This window comes from Paenibacillus sp. J22P143, from assembly GCF_059692035.1.
The window spans coordinates 20,660-37,436 of sequence record NZ_JCAUAQ010000037.1 but is presented as its reverse complement, the minus strand read 5'-3'; the positions used below and the strand labels follow the sequence as shown (position 1 = coordinate 37,436).

At 44.8% G+C, this 16,777-nt stretch carries 16 protein-coding genes and 1 rRNA gene; 7 read left to right on the top strand and 10 right to left on the bottom strand.

What is annotated here, in order from left to right:
- From AC58PQ_RS27610 to AC58PQ_RS27600, 3 genes are all read right to left on the bottom strand, one after another.
- Positions 1-60: ribosomal RNA gene (locus AC58PQ_RS27610) — 16S ribosomal RNA — on the bottom strand; the annotation flags it as partial.
- Positions 61-364: 304 nt separating this feature from the next.
- Positions 365-643: a hypothetical protein gene (locus tag AC58PQ_RS27605; RefSeq protein WP_477590932.1), complete on the bottom strand. Its 279-nt coding sequence runs from the start codon at positions 641-643 to the stop codon at positions 365-367.
- 159 nt (positions 644-802) lie between these two features.
- Positions 803-2,008 carry an S-layer homology domain-containing protein gene (locus tag AC58PQ_RS27600; protein WP_497247264.1) on the bottom strand — a complete coding sequence of 402 codons (1,206 nt, stop codon included), beginning with the start codon at positions 2,006-2,008 and terminating at the stop codon, positions 803-805.
- A gap of 210 nt (positions 2,009-2,218) precedes the next feature.
- Between AC58PQ_RS27600 and AC58PQ_RS27595 the strand changes: the two genes are divergently transcribed.
- From AC58PQ_RS27595 to AC58PQ_RS27580, 4 genes are all read left to right on the top strand, one after another.
- Positions 2,219-3,874, top strand: a complete 1,656-nt coding sequence (locus AC58PQ_RS27595) for an FAD-dependent oxidoreductase (RefSeq protein WP_497247262.1) — start codon at positions 2,219-2,221, stop codon at positions 3,872-3,874.
- A 149-nt stretch (positions 3,875-4,023) separates the two neighbouring features.
- Entirely contained in the window at positions 4,024-4,800 is a 777-nt protein-coding gene (locus AC58PQ_RS27590) for a DeoR/GlpR family DNA-binding transcription regulator (protein ID WP_497247260.1), read from the top strand.
- Positions 4,793-5,617, top strand: coding sequence for an HAD family hydrolase (locus AC58PQ_RS27585; RefSeq protein WP_497247258.1), 825 nt, complete (start codon positions 4,793-4,795; stop codon positions 5,615-5,617). Before AC58PQ_RS27590 ends, AC58PQ_RS27585 begins: the two co-directional genes overlap by 8 nt.
- Positions 5,614-6,795, top strand: coding sequence for an MFS transporter (locus tag AC58PQ_RS27580; protein ID WP_497247256.1), 1,182 nt, complete (start codon positions 5,614-5,616; stop codon positions 6,793-6,795). The genes AC58PQ_RS27585 and AC58PQ_RS27580 overlap by 4 nt, the downstream gene beginning before the upstream one ends.
- 76 nt (positions 6,796-6,871) lie before the next feature.
- Here the strand turns inward: AC58PQ_RS27580 and AC58PQ_RS27575 are convergent, their stop codons facing one another.
- The 3 genes from AC58PQ_RS27575 to AC58PQ_RS27565 all read right to left on the bottom strand — a co-directional run bounded on the left by AC58PQ_RS27575 (position 6,872) and on the right by AC58PQ_RS27565 (position 9,563).
- On the bottom strand, positions 6,872-7,417 hold the full coding sequence (locus tag AC58PQ_RS27575; protein WP_497247254.1) for a hypothetical protein: 546 nt from the start codon (positions 7,415-7,417) through the stop codon (positions 6,872-6,874).
- A gap of 47 nt (positions 7,418-7,464) precedes the next feature.
- Positions 7,465-8,901, bottom strand: a complete 1,437-nt coding sequence (locus AC58PQ_RS27570; RefSeq protein WP_497247252.1) for a DEAD/DEAH box helicase — start codon at positions 8,899-8,901, stop codon at positions 7,465-7,467.
- Positions 8,902-8,987: 86 nt separating this feature from the next.
- Complete coding sequence (locus tag AC58PQ_RS27565) at positions 8,988-9,563, bottom strand: RNA polymerase sigma factor (protein WP_497247250.1); 576 nt, start codon at positions 9,561-9,563, stop codon at positions 8,988-8,990.
- Positions 9,564-9,813: 250 nt separating this feature from the next.
- Between AC58PQ_RS27565 and AC58PQ_RS27560 the strand changes: the two genes are divergently transcribed.
- Positions 9,814-10,071 carry a DUF2573 family protein gene (locus AC58PQ_RS27560; protein WP_497247248.1) on the top strand — a complete coding sequence of 86 codons (258 nt, stop codon included), beginning with the start codon at positions 9,814-9,816 and terminating at the stop codon, positions 10,069-10,071.
- Positions 10,072-10,149: 78 nt separating this feature from the next.
- On the opposite strand, the gene AC58PQ_RS27555 is transcribed toward AC58PQ_RS27560, so the two are convergent.
- Together AC58PQ_RS27555 and AC58PQ_RS27550 are read right to left on the bottom strand one after the other, a co-directional pair.
- Positions 10,150-10,926 carry an SDR family NAD(P)-dependent oxidoreductase gene (locus AC58PQ_RS27555; RefSeq protein WP_497247246.1) on the bottom strand — a complete coding sequence of 259 codons (777 nt, stop codon included), beginning with the start codon at positions 10,924-10,926 and terminating at the stop codon, positions 10,150-10,152.
- Between the two features lie 183 nt (positions 10,927-11,109).
- On the bottom strand, positions 11,110-11,568 hold the full coding sequence (locus tag AC58PQ_RS27550; RefSeq protein WP_497247244.1) for a chemotaxis protein CheX: 459 nt from the start codon (positions 11,566-11,568) through the stop codon (positions 11,110-11,112).
- A gap of 282 nt (positions 11,569-11,850) precedes the next feature.
- Here AC58PQ_RS27550 and AC58PQ_RS27545 point away from each other — a divergent pair, with 282 nt between their 5' ends.
- Positions 11,851-13,530, top strand: a complete 1,680-nt coding sequence (locus AC58PQ_RS27545) for a PAS domain-containing sensor histidine kinase (RefSeq protein ID WP_497247242.1) — start codon at positions 11,851-11,853, stop codon at positions 13,528-13,530.
- Entirely contained in the window at positions 13,527-14,324 is a 798-nt protein-coding gene (locus tag AC58PQ_RS27540) for a TIGR01457 family HAD-type hydrolase (protein ID WP_497247240.1), read from the top strand. Before AC58PQ_RS27545 ends, AC58PQ_RS27540 begins: the two co-directional genes overlap by 4 nt.
- Positions 14,325-14,612: 288 nt before the next feature.
- Here AC58PQ_RS27540 and AC58PQ_RS27535 read toward each other — a convergent pair whose 3' ends face one another.
- The gene (locus AC58PQ_RS27535) at positions 14,613-15,191 is read right to left on the bottom strand and encodes a PadR family transcriptional regulator (RefSeq protein ID WP_497247238.1); all 579 of its coding nucleotides are present in this window, start codon (positions 15,189-15,191) and stop codon (positions 14,613-14,615) included.
- Between the two features lie 14 nt (positions 15,192-15,205).
- Positions 15,206-16,732, bottom strand: a complete 1,527-nt coding sequence (locus AC58PQ_RS27530; RefSeq protein ID WP_497247236.1) for an MDR family MFS transporter — start codon at positions 16,730-16,732, stop codon at positions 15,206-15,208.
- Positions 16,733-16,777 lie beyond the last annotated feature (45 nt).

Sequence of the window (16,777 nt, the reverse complement as noted above, 5' to 3'; positions counted from 1 at the left end):
TTGCATGTATTAGGCACGCCGCCAGCGTTCGTCCTGAGCCAGGATCAAACTCTCCATAGTAGAAAGATGACTTGCTCATTTTGATGCTAGCGAGATTTTGCAATCTCTTTTTTGAACGATTTCTCGTTCGTGCTTACTCACTCGTTGTTCAGTTTTCAAGGATCAATATTCCATGCGTTCGCTACCGTGTTACCGAAGCAGCGAGAAGTAATATACCATAGCTGTCCAACCAGATGCAAGCTTTATTTTTACTTTTTTCGACGAGAAAACCTATATATCGCGTCTTCCATATGTCGTAAAAACTGCAGCCCGTTTTGGCCGGACCAGTAAAATACCACGGGCTTTGGAATAATGCAACACCATTTTAAAAAGAATAGCGATTCAGCTCTTGCTCCACTAATTCTTGCTCAAATTGCTCCTTTAATGAATCATTGCTAGGCGATATCGAAAGACCCATTTCTTTGAACTCACGAATCAAATTCTGAATTTCATCAAGGTTACCTTGTTGCACATAGTGCTCCGTCTGATTGATGACGTGGAACGCCATTGCCTGATAAGCTTCCGTGAAGCTTTGATCAACGCCCTCTGCCCCCCTGTAATCAGCGTAATATCTTTTAAATGTATCCATTAAGCTCTCTTCCATCCTAACACACTCCTCTCAAGATATAGCATAGTTTTCCACCTTCCTTACCAAATTATACAAATAAATGCACAACAAGCCCCCTGCTAATTAAGCAAGGAGCTTGTATGTATGAATCTAACCTTTTTCTATATCTATTGTAGGATTGCGAACTTACTACCTCTATTTAACGTCAATTGTTGTAACGGACTGGTTATCGCCTTTAATCTGAACGACATGACCTGGTGTGAAGTTAGCAAGGTTACCCGTCAAAGCAAAAGTCGAAGCTACATTATATGTAGTTTGTTGATCAACGCCATTGATATTACGTGTAATCGTGATTGTTGCAATTCTACCTTGTGCGTTAATTGTAGTTGCAGTCAATGCTCCTAAAATATCGAAGGATGTATTAGCTGTCACTACTTCTACAAACACAACTATGTTGTTGATTGCACGAACTTTCACAGTATCGCCTACAGCAATCTCAGAAGCAGCTACTTTCTCATTGTTACGCAACACGAAAGCATCTGGGTGTAATGTATACGCCGTTGTTGTGCCATTTTTAGTTAGGGAAAGAACATTGTTGTAAACAGCCGTGCTTACTGTACCTGAGTTTGTGTTTTGATCCTGATCAGGCAATTGCTCGTTTGTACGATCTAATAAAGCAGCAAGTTGTGCACGCGTTACGCTTTGATTTGGACGGAATGTATTGTCTTCAAAACCGTCAACTAGCTTTTTATCAAATGCTACTTTCACATAACCTACGGAACCTGCTGGAATTTGCTTCGCATCTTTAAATGTAAGCGTGCTTGTCATTTGTGCTTTAGCTTCTGCTTCTAGTTTCAATGCTTTTACCAAAAGTGTCGTTGCCCATAGACGATCTGCTGCCTCATTAGGCTGAACACTATCATCACTTTCAGTGAACAAGTCGTTTTCTAGTGCTACAGCAACATAACCTACTGCCCATGCAGGAACTTTGTCCGCATCTTTGAAATTCAATTTCGTTGCTTTCTCAGCATCGGATTCTGCTTGCTCACGCAATCCCATCAAACGAACTGCAGCTGTAATCGCTTCAATACGAGTTACTGTTTTCTCTGGTTTGAAGCTGCCATCTTCATATCCTTCGAAAACACGTTTGGAAGCTAAGCTTGCAATATAACGCATTGCCCATTGTGAATTCTTCATATCGTTGAAATTAATATTAATCGTAACATTCCCATTGAATACATTCTTCTGGTTAATGACCGTCGTATTGTTTTTAGATCCTTTGTTGTTATTTCTATCATTATTATTATGACTACCATTTGCAAATGCGGCTGCTCCGCCACCCATTACCATTGTTAGAACAAGACCTGTAGCTACGAATTTTTTCATTAGATTCTTTTTCATTTTAAAATCTCTCCCTTAGTCATTATGGTTTATACATAAGATGGAGCCTTCGCGAAGGGTTCCTGGTTATGCTACAAGGATTCGCCATGGCGTGTCATTTTTTGGGGGTAGAGCTTGGAAATCTTTTAAAATCAATTCTCAAACTCTATTAAAACCGCCCTGAAACTGCTAAACTGAGATCATATAGTCTAACGCTAAAGGAGCTCATGTATGCGTTTACGAAACCCGCGAGTTCAACTCGTTATTGCTCTGGCTGTACTCCTAATCCTTGTATCAGCCTTCTCATTCAGCAAGATTTGGTTCAAGCAAGGAAGTCTTAACGTAACCGCTGTAGCGCCCACCGTTATACATCAAGACATACCCCAAGTGAGTGAAGCACCTTCATCAGTACCTATGCAAGAGTCAAAAATCGAGAGTTCAGCCACATATCCAACAGAAAACGTAGATGTTGTCGTTATTGGAAGCGAGCTCGAAGGCCTCTATTTAGCCCGTGCGGCTATGGATGAAGGCCTGAAAGTAAAAATACTTGATCCCCATCAAGCTTTCGGAGGTCAAATTCTTCAAAGTCAGATGTTGTTTCTAGATGAAACACGCGATGAACATGGAAATTTACTCGTGCAAGGCCGAGCCAAAGAATTATTCGACGGCTTTCGAAACGCAAAGATTCGCAAGCTACCTGAATTCACAACTTATATGAATAAGCTGAGCAAGGACATACCCATTGAGTCAGGCATCACGATTCAAGATATTGAACAAATAAAAACGCCTGATTATATGCACAAAATTCCGTCCATTGTGTATCGCACCAATAAAAATGAAGTGAAAAAAATAACCGCATCCTATTGGGTTGATAACAGTGACTTTGCAGCGTTAATTAGTAAATTGGAAGCCAAACGTCTACCAGGCCTTGAGAAGTTCTATGGTCAGAAAGATATTGAATACATGAGTGCTGGCATGATGATGAAGTTCAAAAACGTAGATTGGAAGAAGTTCAATACGACATTTAATGCATTAAAGCCTGAGGAAAGAGCTAAACAATTTGGCGGCGGAAGTGTAAGCGATAGTTTTGCTATTGGACTTAGTGGCATGACGAAAGCGTATCATCCTTCTAATGACCGAGTCTTCTTAAGAGGTCTGAATGCGGTGAATCAACGCGATGGAGAAGTCCTCATTAACGCCCTGCTAGTCTATACCGTGGATCCTGCCAAGCAGGCGTCCATACAAGAGGCTGTTTATTTAGGAAATAAAGAAACGGCTCTGATTTTGCAGCATTTCCGAAAAACATTACCTGGCTGGGAGAAAGCTGAACTAGGCGAATTTCCAACCTATCCCTATGTAAGAGAATATAATCACTACGAAATGGACTACACGTTAAAACCATCTGATCTTCTCGCAGGCACGATGTTCTGGGACAATGTCAGCATAGGCGGCTATCCGCTAGATTTACAAGGAACGAGTGCCAATAAGTGGGGAATTGAGATGGGACGCCCCGATAAATATGGCATGCCGCTTCGCAGCTTTTTACTGAAAAATTATGAGAATGTCATCGCCGCTGGGAAAAATGTGGGTTCCTCAGCTATCGCATACGGCAGTACACGGATTCAACCAAACACGAGCTTAGCCGCTGAATCCATCGGTGTCATCTTAGGCCAACTTCATGGAAAGCAAAAGCTACGCGAGATTACACCTGAAGAAATGTTGAAGCTGCAAACGTACTTAGCGACTCGTTATCAAATCAAGTTGACAGGTGTAACAGCTACCAATAAGATCACAGGTTGGAACGAAGAGGAAATTCGTAAACTGGATTCGGGCGAAATCACATATCCCAGCTACAATCAAACGCGTAAAAAGCCAGCCGTTAAATAAGATTAAGTATCGACCGTGTCCTCGTTCATGTAACGAGAGAGCACGGTTTTTTCTTTCGTAAAGGTATTGAAAGTAAAGTAACATACGTATACAATAAGCAATATACTTATAATCACTTACAAATGCTTAAGCAAAGAAGGTGAATACCTTTGTTTCAAGAAGAACGACTGTTTTCCATCCTTGAATACTTAAAATCGAATAAGCGTATATCCGTAGATCTGATCTGTGAGCTTTATGAAGTTTCTCGCGATACGGCTAGACGAGACATGGTGAAATTAGAGGAGCAAGGCTCGATCGTTCGCACGAGAGGCGGAGCGATTCTTCCGACGCTTTCTAAAGAAGTCGGTAATTATGATCAGCGTCTTCAAGAAGAGTCTTCTTCTAAACTGACGATTGGTAAAACAGCCGCAGCCCTCGTTCAAGATGGCGATTATCTGATGATGGATGCGTCCACGACTGTTTTGCATGCTGCGAATGCCCTTACCTCCAAAAACAACATTGTCATCACAAGCTCTATTGAAACAGCCGCTATCCTCACCCGCAAAGATGAAATTACGATTCATATGCTTGGCGGTGTGCTAGATAATAAGCAGCATAGTGTCTACGGGGCTACTGCGATTGAAATGTTAAAAGAATATCACGTCGATAAGCTATTCATTGGAACGTGCGGTATTTCCGAAGATGGACTGTCTGCTCCGAATGAGGAAGAGTGCTATTTAGTTAGAGCCATGATGCAGCATGCCGATCAAGTCATTGTACTCGCAGATCATTCCAAATTCGGCAAGCGTTTATTCCATCGCGTGGTTGGATTTGAAAGCATTGATATATTGGTGACAGATCAAGCACTAAGTGAGGAAATGAAAGAACGCTTATTGGCCAATGAAGTTGAAATTGTATTAGCAGGAGGAGAAAACCAACATGATTAAACTTATTGTTAGTGATTTGGATGGCACATTGCTCGATCACCATAAGAAAGTAGCTAAGCGAGAGCTTAATGCCCTACGTCAGGTGAAAGAAGCAGGAGTTTCGCTTTGTTTGGCGTCAGGTCGAATGAACTTAGAAATGCAACAAGTGCTTCAAGAAATAGATCATCAAGCTCATTCCGTTTCCCAAAATGGCGCGTTCATCCATTTACTAGATGGAACGCTTCTGCAATCGAAGCTATTTGAGCCTGCCATTGCCAATCGCGTTTACGAGCTAATTAAGGCTTCGGATGTCGTAAAACTGATATGCTCCGGAGATGCGAACTATATCGAAAGCTTGAGTCCAGCCTCCGACGAGATTCAGGCGAGGATGTTTGAAGCATTTATCGTGAAAAGCGAGATTGAGCAATCCCTGAAGGATGCTTTTCCGATTTGTAAATTTTCACTTTTCGGGCGTGTAGACCTTTTACTTGAGATCAAATCTCTATTAGAAAGAGAACTTCAGGATCAATTGGACATCTATTTAGCTGATACCGATTGTCTCGACATCATGCCTCACCAAGTTTCGAAAGGCAGCTCCCTGCTTACTCTTATCGCACATCTAGGTTTGAAGCCCGAGGAGATCGCTTGCTTTGGAGACTCCTTTAATGATGTCTCGATGTTCGGTATTACTCCGCATAGCTTTGCCATGCAAACCGCTCATGCTGATGTGAAAAAGCATGCCGCTTATACGGTGAATTCCGTTTCCGAAGCGATTGATCACGTATTTTCCTATAATGACAAATTTACGACTGAACATAAAGGCAGCGCCGCATTATGAAAAGATTATTGATCATGGGCTGCTTATCTTACTTATTAACAGGCTGTACGCACGTTATTTTTGGTGCGGTATTGCCTGAATTACTTGCCCATTATGATCGAAGCTATAGCGGCGGCGGAATGCTCGTTTTTTTGCAGTTCGGAGGCTTCATGCTTGGCGTACTTGCCATGCCTTCGCTTATTCGTCGTATCAGTCGTCGAAGTACGATTACAATGGCATTTTGCTTCTTATTTATCGCTATGATTGCCATTGGCTTACTGCCTCCCTGGCCGGTGGTTATCGGGTTGACCTTTCTTGCAGGTATCTCATTTGGACTTGTGGAATCCAGTATAAGCACATTCGTTCTCATGGCTGCCAAAGATCAGCAAGCCGTTGCCTTCAGCAAGCTTGAAGTCTTCTTTGGCGTAGGCGCCTTATTTATGCCGCTTGTTTCCAGTTTACTTATTGCAAATGGTTTATGGAAAACGGCCTTTATACTGCTTGGGGTAAGCGCACTTGCCACAGGGATCATTTGGTCCAAACTTTCCTTAGGCGAGCATGATGAATTACTTGCACATAAAGCGGACCGTACACAGAAAGCAGATCGAGTTCCTGTTCTTACTAAAAATTCGTTCATCTTTTTATGTTTACTCATGACCGTCTTCTTCTTATATTGCGGCATGGAAAATACGATTGTTAATTTCTTACCGTCAATCTTTCAGGACCAGCTTCACGCTTCAAGTTCCATCGCTTCACTTGGTGTTACCGCTTATTGGGTAACGATGGTTGTTGGTCGCTTATTCGCAGGCGTACTGGCCGAGAAAATGACGTATTTCCGTTATTTGGCCTTCTCCTTTGCCTTAAGCTTGCTTACAGTACTCGTATGGGTGTTTAGCACCAATCTCTGGAGCAGTTTTGCCGTTATCCTCTTTCTCGGGTTATTCATGTCAGGAATGTTTGCCGTCGCCCTGATCTATGCGAATCAACTATTGCCTGGACGCACGGAACAAACAACGAGTGCGCTTATCGCCGCCGGTGGTTTAGGCGGAGCTATTCTGCCGCTCGGTGTCGGTTGGGGCATGGATCACTTCCATGTAGGTGTCTCGATTTGGTTTGTTCTCATCAGTATGTGTGTTGTATTTGGCATTATTGTGTATACGCGCAGATGGCAGGTTCCTGTACTGGGAGCAAAAGCTTGATGTTCGTGTGAGATACGAAATAAAAAACGAAAACCCTTCAGATCCACTTTGGTGGCATGGAAAGGGTTTTCGTTTTCTACTGAAACGCCTTTAATTGAATTACGATGCTCTTGTCTTCAAAAACCACATTCTTAATCCCAATTAATTTAGGCAAATAGGATTCCAGTGGGATTTCAACAGGCGCTAGTTGAAGCCATGCACTAGGCAACTGCCAATGCTTGATCTGCGTATTCACATGCTGAATAACCAAGTTAGGCGGATCCCACGCTAATGTAAACATCGTGTGTGCGCCGATCGGGATCCGTTCCTGCCACCTCACGTTGACATCCGCTTCAATCATGGAGCCTTGCAAGTTCAGCTTTGCACCTTCCATACGAAAGTCATGCGGCAGCAAGCTGTGCGAAGCTAATTGCTTCTTGAGCAAATGATTCACGTCTTCTTCCGAGAGCCGAACGTCCAGCTTCCGTGTGAGGATCATCTCAGCGATTTTGTTACTTATAGATATCTCTTTATATTGCAGATCAAGTGACTCTGTTGGCTTCACATACTGAATGACGATGACTAGCATCGCCACTGCGATGACAGCCAGAGTCAAGATCGTAATCATGATTTTCTTCAGCATGCTGCTTTACACCCCGCAGATAGTTACCAGCTTCCTTATGAAGCAAGCTATTCTTCTTTGTTCTGCTGCTTCTCTTTCAGCCAGCGCGGAGCGCCCTTGCTCTTGCGCTCGCGCTCGCGTTGCGCTTTGCTGACAGCTTTGCCTGCGGCAGCCGGCTTGGCCACCGCTGCCGGCTTCGCCGGAGCAGCGTCTCGCTGTACGCTTGCGTCTGGCGCCGCGGCACTTACGCGAACCGCACCCGCTGGCGCGGCAGCATCACGCGCGACGGCGGAGCCGCTGCGCGAAGGAGCTGCGCCGCTCGGGCGCGCGGCTTCACGGCGGCTGCGCATCGTAGCCGCACTGCGGTCTTGTGCCGGGTCAACTAACCGGCCTTCGTACATCGCCTTCGGCTCAATCGTAATGCCGAGCTGCTTCTCGAATTTTTCGATGATGAAGAGCTCTCTCGATGTCACGATGGAGATCGACGTCCCCTCGCGGCCCATCCGGCCTGTCCGACCTACACGATGAAGGTAATACTCCGCATTCGTGGCCACATCCAAATGGAATACGTGCGTTACACCTTCAATATCTAGTCCTCTGGCAGCAACGTCCGTCGCTAGCAACAATTGGAATTTCCCCTCGCGGAAATTCCCCATGACTTTGGCGCGATCCTGCTTGCTCGCTTCTCCATAAAGAGCTTCAACTGAAAGGCCTACATATTGAAGCTTGCCAACAACTTGCGCAATATCGTCAGTCACGTTGATGAACACAATCGCAGATTTTGGCTTAATCATGCGAACGAGTCTTCGGAGTGTATCGATCTTTTCCCGTTCCTGGCACACGACATAGTGATGTTCCAGCGTTTCAGCGGTACGCTGTGAGGGGTTAATTTTGATAACAACCGGATCCTTCAGCCATCTGCCTGCTGCTTGCTCCGTACTTTGGGGAATTGTCGCCGAGACAAACACCATTTGACTAGAACGAAGCATACCTTTGAGCACCGCTTCTACATCCTGCATAGAGCCCAGCTCAAACACTTGGTCGACTTCATCCACAATGCCGATCTTCACATGATGAAGCGTAAGTTTCCGAATTTTCATCAACTCAAGTAAACGTCCTGGCGTTCCAACGACAATATGCGGGTGAAGACGCAGCTTTTCTACCTGTCTCGCTGCAGCCGCTCCCCCGATCAAGGATTGCGAACGAATAGGTCCCCCACTCGTCAGTTTCTCAATTTCCTGCATAATCTGCATGCCTAACTCTCTCGTAGGGACGACAACCAACACTTGCAATTGTTTTTGTGCAGGATCAATTCGTTCCAAAGCCGGCAGCAAATAGGCTAGTGTTTTACCCGTTCCTGTCTGGGATTGGATAATCGCGTCTTTGCCTTGCAGGAGAACAGGGATGCCCTCCGCCTGAATTGGCGTTGGCTCGCCAATCCCTAATTGTTGTAATTTTTCTAAATATGTTTGTGCAATCTGCAGCTGTTCAAAACTCGTGCTCAATGCTAAATACCCCTTTTCTCTTCCAACCTCATGCCCATATTATATGCTAGAGTGCTTCAGCAAACAAATATGTACACGATGCCCCGCTATCTCTCTGATCCCCACTCATCCAAAAACTTCTGCTTAATGGCATCGCGCGCACGAAACAGCCTTTGTCGCACAACGCCTTCTGTCACACAGAGTTCACTCGCCATATCTTTGTAGGATAGATTGTGGATCCATTTCATCGCGATAATTTGTCTATAGGCGGGGCTAAGTTGATTAATGTAGGCAATAACCGCCTCTCGCATGACCTTCATTTCAACTTCTACGTCTGGAGAGGCCGAATAGTCCGAAGTTGGGGCTGACTCCTTCAAGGAGAACAATGTCTCTGTTTCAAGTTCATTACGGTTACGTCTATGTTTTCGCAAATGATTTAGGGTTACGTTCCGAGTAAGTCTTTTGAGCCAGCCCTCGTATTTATCGATTTCCGTTAATAACGGGGCCTTGTGAACCGCTCGAAGAAAGGACTCCTGGATAATGTCCTCCACAGCCGAGTGATCTCTCAATATAAAGTTAATCATCGGATAAACAAGCAAATAAAATTCTTTATAGATCTGCTCCTGCATGCCTTTATCTAATGTGTTAAAGTCGCTGGTAAATATCTCTCTCAGTGACTTCATCCTATTCCCCCCTAGCCTACAGGTAAAAAGACCCATCATATACCTACCTTATTTTAGGATAAAAAGGGGGAGTAAACAATCGTTACCGTAAAAAATATCGGAAAAATTTCCCTTTGTCTTTTGAGAGCGCTTAGCATGCGCCGATATGGGGCTCTATCGCCTTATTTCGTTCACTTTTGACAGCCTCTTCTTCATCTATTACACTAAAAGTGCAATAACTACCCTATTTCCATCCGAAGGGATGAAGTGAATGAACACCGATTTCGAGAACGATTTTAACACATTGGTCGCCAAGACAGCTGAACTTATTACGGGGGATACATCCCCAGAAATGATCGAGAAAATCAAAATATGGGCATTTTTTAACCATGTTCATAAGGCCCTTCCTGCGCTTGCCTCCCATTGGAATCAATCTCATCCCGAAGGCAAGGTGGAAATGCGAAAGATTTTCGAGGAAATCCGTGAGCTCAATTTAGCGAAGCAAGCAGCGAAGCCTGATCAACAGTAACCGCGAGGTATGGGTTCTTACCCGTGCTTTTCTGACTCATGAAAAAAGCGACCCCAATCCTTTAGACTGGGAGCCGCTTTATTTTTTATTCATGATACCTGACGCCAATTTGTTGAACATGCGAGGAAACATATGAAACAATTTCACTCCTGCACTGGCTACAAAAGGCAAGTTCTTTTCTGGAATATTTTTCTCGATGGCATGCATGAGCTCTTTAACAACTTTTTCCGGCTTTAACATGAACCAAGCGATGTTCTTGACATAATTACCACTCGGATCCGCCTTGTCGAAGAAGGGTGTCGCGATCGGACCTGGGTTAATAGCAGTAACCGATACACCAGTCCTCGCTAGCTCCATCCGCAAGCTATTCGTAAAGCCAAGCACCGCATGTTTGGTTGCGGAGTAACCTGTCGATTTCGCTGATCCAATTTTCCCCGCCATCGAGGCAATATTGACGATATGTCCGCTGCCTGCCGCCAGCATATGCGGGAGTACGGCTTGCGTGCATCGCACTAGCCCAAGATAGTTCACATTCATCATCTCTTCAAAATGAGCAAGAGGCGCCTCGGCAAATGTCTCGAATATGCCATATCCAGCATTATTAATCAGTATATCAATACGCCCAAATTCGGCGATGATTCGAGTCACAACTTCGCCCACTTCTTCCGTCTTCGTCACATCCATAGCGTATACGCCATGTTTACCTGGCAACCCTGAAGCAATCTGTTTGAGCTTATCTGTACGCCGTGCGGTCAACACGGGAATAGCTCCCTTAGCTGCAAATTGCTGCGCCATCACAGCCCCTATCCCACTTGAGGCACCTGTAATCAAGACGACTTTGTTCGTGATTTCCAACCCATTCCACTCCCTTCCAAATGAGAAAACCTCTATCGAAGCCGCTCGAGATGTGCGACCGCGCTTAGAGGTAGGTTTTATCGCCAATCATAAAGTAGTTTTCGGGAACCGAAAACTCAACCTTTTTTATGTGAAAAAAAAGGAGTTACCATGATGTAGGTACTCCACACGTTCTAACTTATATTACGTAATTAGTACTTGAATGTCTAGCTCACCAATGCCATCCATAATTAAAGGAATGGTTAATGCTTTCTTCGGCACAAATCCTGCTGCCGTTGCAGATTGGAGAAGCTTAGGTGGCGTGATGTCTACCCGAACGCCTTGATTAAAGAGCATCGTGCTCGCATTACCGCTAATCATATTACCTAGCTCAGAAATGGCACTCTTTCCCATATCATCCATTTCAGTGATGACGTATCCACCCATCATGGCAGATACCATTTTCAAAGCAACATCTTCCGCCAAACCAAAGACTACGTCACCTTCCATTTGCCCCGTCATCCCAATTTGAATCCAGATATACTTTTCCACAAATTTGACGTCTTTAATGCCGAGCTGCCCTGTAGTTGGGCGAATGTTAGCAACTTGCTCGATGACGATTCTAGCCGACTCCAAAAAGGGATTAATGTACTCAGCCTTCATAGCTCCGCTCCGATCTCATTTGTGAATAAGTTCCACAGAAAAACGACCTTTTTCAACATTATACATAAAATTTTGGGACAAGTATACTGTGATTTTAACAAAAATAGTTCCAACTACTCAGATACACACCCCCATTCTACCCTCATACTTAAATTGTCGAAGCGTAAATTGAGAACCGTACCATAAAATTAATAAAACAAAAAAGAATGGAAAATTATACAATATTATAGATAATCCTGTTAAACTATTAGAGGAAATCTTAAAAAGGAGAGTTGAGAGTCAATGACGATGCCCCCCCCTCCTGCTAGTGTCCAAAAAATAACTTTTTACCTTGTAAGTATTATAACACTCTTCGGTGTGGATTTATTTTATTTACATCATCTATCCTATTTTCAACATAACCAAGTGGTACGTATAGCTCTCGATAGTGGTTTGTTCGTCGTATTCATGATACTCGGCTACTTAGGAATCAGGCTAATCATGCGACGCGAAGTTATCATTTCGGAGTCTGCTGAGCGGTATAAATCGCTATTTGATAACCATCCTGATTCCATAATTTCCTTTAGCTTGGATGGCGATGTGCTTTCTTCGAATCACGGACTTGAGAGCATACTAGGATTTGGTGAAGAATCGTCGAAATCTGCTTCCTTTCTTCCAATGATCCATCCTCCTGATCTACTCAAAACACTGCACCATTTCCAAGTGGCTTCTCAAGGATTGCCACAAAATTTCGATGGTTCTTTCTTGCATCAAAATGGGCATCCCATCTCTTTTAATGTAACTTTCGTTCCAACGAAGGTGGGCAATCAAATCGTTGGGGTTTATGCTATTCTCAAAGACTTGACCGAGATCAGAGAACAGAAAAAGGAAATTGATAAGCTGTATAAACAAAATCAACTGATTCTGAACTCTGTCTCTGAAGGGATTTATGGGATTGATACGAATGGACGTACCATATTCTGGAACAAAGCAGCTGAAGCCATTACCGGTTGGAAAGTGGACGAAATGCTAGGACGCCGGATACATAATCTCATTCGACCTGTGGATCATGATGGATCTTTTGTCATCCTAGAGGAAAACTCGACCGTGAATACGATGCTGCAGCGTGAAGGCTCTATTCTGAATGAAGATGTATTTTGGAAAAAAGATGGGACCAGCTTTCCAGCAGAGTATATGTCTAGTCCAATGCTCGAAGGAAGCGGTCAGCTTCTGGGCACCGTCATTACGTTCAGTGATATTACCGAGTTGAAGAAGACGCAGGAATTGCTGATTAAATCGGATAAACTATCTGCCGTTGGGCAATTGGCTGCGGGTGTTGCACATGAAATCCGTAATCCGCTGACCGCGTTAAAAGGCTTTCTCAAACTGCTCAAAACGAGTTCGACGAAGGAGCAGTATTACATCGAAATTATGCAAAAAGAACTGCAGCGTATAGAATTCATTGTGAATGAGTTTTTATTTGTTTCCAAGCCACAGGCTACCCATTTCGTTACTAGCACGTTGTATACGATTGTAATGAGTACCGTGGAATTGCTTCAGCCTCAAGCGTTGCTCGGTAATATTGAAATTGAAGCTGAAGTTGACTCTGGACTTCCGCCCGTTACGTGTGATGAGAGTCAAATCAAGCAAGTTTTTATCAATATTATGAAAAATGCAATAGAAGCTATGTCGGAAGGCGGAACCCTGCGAATCTATGCGGAGCTGAATGGCACTGGCGATCAAATTCTTGTTCGTTTCGTGGATCAGGGCTGTGGGATTGCACCTGAGCGTCTTCCCAAGATGGGAGAGCCTTTCTACAGCACGAAAGAAAAAGGAACGGGTCTAGGCCTGATGGTCTGTTATCGGATCATTGAAGCGCATGGCGGCTTCATGAAAATACGTAGTAAATTAGAAGTAGGTACGATCGTAGAGATCACACTTCCGACAACAACTTACCTATCTAAAGGAGCAGCAACAGGATGAACGGATTTCTAATCGATCTAGATGGCACACTTTATAGAGGACATGAGCCCATCTCTGGTGCTTCTGTTTTCCTGCAATGGCTGCATAAGGAGCAATTGCCCTACCTATTGGTGACGAACAATTCGTCCCGAACCCCCGAACAGGTTGCCGAGCATCTGCAAGCGCTCGGCATCGAGGTACCCGCGGCAGCCGTTTATACGTCTTCGCAAGCGGCTGCGCAGTACTTAACCGAGCAGCGCGCAGGCAGCCGCGTGCATATGATCGGCGAAGAGGGCCTGCGGATTGCGCTGGACGCAGCCGGCTTCGCCATGGATGAGACGACGCCGGATTACGTCGTCCAGGGCATTGATCGCAGCTTCACCTACGGGAAGCTGACGGAAGCGGTCCGCCATCTGAAGCATGGCGCGACCTATGTCTTAACCAATCCCGACCGGATGCTTCCGTCGGATGGAGGGCTTATGCCAGGGGCGGGCTCCCTGGCCGCTGCGATCACCGCCGCCTCCGGCGTGGAGCCGGTGGTGATCGGTAAGCCTTCGCCGATCATCATGGCGTATGCCATTGAGCGGCTCGGTCTGCCTGCCGCCGATGTCTGGGTCATCGGCGATAACGTGCACACCGACATCCGCGGAGGCGCAATGGCGGGGTGCCGCACGGTACTTGTGCTGACGGGCGTCGCCACGCCAGACAATGTGCACGAGCAGCTGGCGTCGGCTGGCATAACGCCGGACTTAGTCTGCACGGATTTGCCGCATTTCATTGCTCAGCTAAATGAGGTATCCTCATCGAGCAAGTAAGGTCTTCTTTCAAATGTTCGATGGAGATCCTCGCGGGGGTAGTATACTGTTTTAAAATATATGCGAATGACAAAATTGGAAAATTGTCATTTGATATTTGTCATCGCCTATTTACTAATAAAGTTATTAGGTTAGACGGCGGTCACTTCGGCTGTTCATTCAACTCATAGAAAAGGCAGAGCAAGGAGATGAGTTCTATGCACTGCCTGTATGACTTCTTATGTTCTTTTTATCGCCTAAAAAAACGCACTACCTTGTTGGCCAAGGTAGTGCGTTTTTCAATCTTCCTCACTCAATCCGATCCCAATCCACATCGAGCTCCGAATCTTTCTCCTGTAATCGACCCTCACGGGCATCTCGTTGCAGCTCCTCCAGCCATTTCAACTCAGTGAAAGCACGCTTATAGCTGCCGACCATCATTTGCAAGACAACGCGTGGAACAATGGTCAAATGCTCATTGTATAAGCTTTTCATCTTATTCATGATCATTTTCTGTTCCAAAATTTTGTGCTCGAGAATATCGGCAATCTTGGCTTGATCCCCATGAACGGTAAATGGCAGGGCTACATAGAGCGGATGATAATGCTTAATCTCTACATGCAATTGATGAGACAGCAATTCTTGAAATTTGCGCTTACCCGCTTCCGTGATTTGATAAATCGTCTTCTCGGGTCGATTCGTATCCCGCACGACTTCCAGTGCTTCTACAAGACCCTCCTTATGAAGCTGATCCATCGCGTAGTATAGCGATCCGTCTTGCAGCTTCATGTAGTTCGTCATGCCGCGTTCTTTCATCGTTTGGCGAATTTCATAGGTATGCCGATTGGCTTCCATTAATAGCCCGAGAATGACTAGCTTCATCGACATTTTGTGTTAACCTCCTAGTGTCCTGCTGGTACATCTCCTTTAACAGGCGCTTTACCAACTTCTAGTTTAGCATTTCCCATCAATAAAATGAACGCAAGTCCTAGAACTGCTAAGACAATCGTTGTTTGGAATACGACGGCAATCGAATCGGCCAAAGCTGCAAGCAGCTTATGCAAGACGTCAGTTGGAATGTTCGCTCTGACCTCTGGTTGAAGCAGCATACGTGCGTCATGAAACTTTTCAGCCATGGCTGGGTCATTCAGCGAAGTTGTGATGTTATCCTTCAAAGCGTTCACTTGAATGCTACCGAATATAGCTACCCCAATGGCGGAACCAACAGATCGGAAGAAAGCGACTAAGGATGTCACCGTACCCCGACGGCGGAAATCAACTTTATGAAGTGCGGACATCGACGTAATTGGGAAGCAAGCGCCAATCCCTAGTCCCAGAATAATCATATAAGTTGTGATCACCCATCGCTCAGAATCAATGGAAATTCCACCAAGCAGCGATGTCGCTACTAATAGAAGAGCGACAGATACAAGAAGCACATTCCGGTAGGAGAATTTACTGATGAAGCGTCCACCTAACGCACTACTTACAACAACACCAAGCATCATTGGCGTTAATGTCGAGCCAGCCGATGTCGCTGATCCTTCGAATACCCCTTGAATAAACAAAGGAATGTATGTACCCGCGGAAATAAGAACAGCTCCATAGGCAAAGCTTACACCCATGCTTGATGTAAATAAACGGTTCTTGAACAAATCGAGCGGTACAATTGGCTCTGCGGCGTTTTTCTCTATGAGAAGAAAGCCTGCCAGCAGCACAACGAAACCAGCAAATAAACCAATAATCTGCATCGAATCCCACGCATACTCTTTACCGCCAAACTCCAATGCGAACATCAGCGAAACGATAGCTGCGGTAAGAACAATCGTACCACTCCAATCAATCTTCGCCTTACTATGTTCCACGGTCTCATGATACGAGAAAATAATCATCAACAATGAAACAACACCTAGAGGTAAGTTGATAAAGAAAATCCACTCCCAGGTAACATGATCCGTAAAGTAAGCCCCAATAATGGGTCCAAGTACACTGGATAAACCGAAGACTGCGCCGAACAAGCCCTGCATTTTACCCCGTTTCGCTGGTGGGAAAATGTCAAATATAATGGCAAACGTAATCGGCATCAAGGCACCGCCACCAATACCTTGAATTGCGCGGTAGATGATGAGCTGTGTCATCGAAGATGCCGTTCCGCATAACGCAGAACCAATCATAAAGACGACAATCCCGATAATGAAAAATAATTTGCGGCCATACATATCAGATAGCTTTCCGAAGATCGGCATTGCAGCCACATTCGCAATCAGATAGGCCGAGAATACCCAAACGAATTGGCTGAATCCGCCAAGCTTGGATACAATCGTTGGCATCGCAGTGGATACGATCGTTTGATCGAGCGAAGCAAGCAAGAGCCCAAGCATCAAGGCTACAACTGTCCAGGTTGGATTTGATTTACGTGTTAAAGTCATACGTGGAGTCTCCTTAATCGTCATTTTATATGTATAAATTATTAT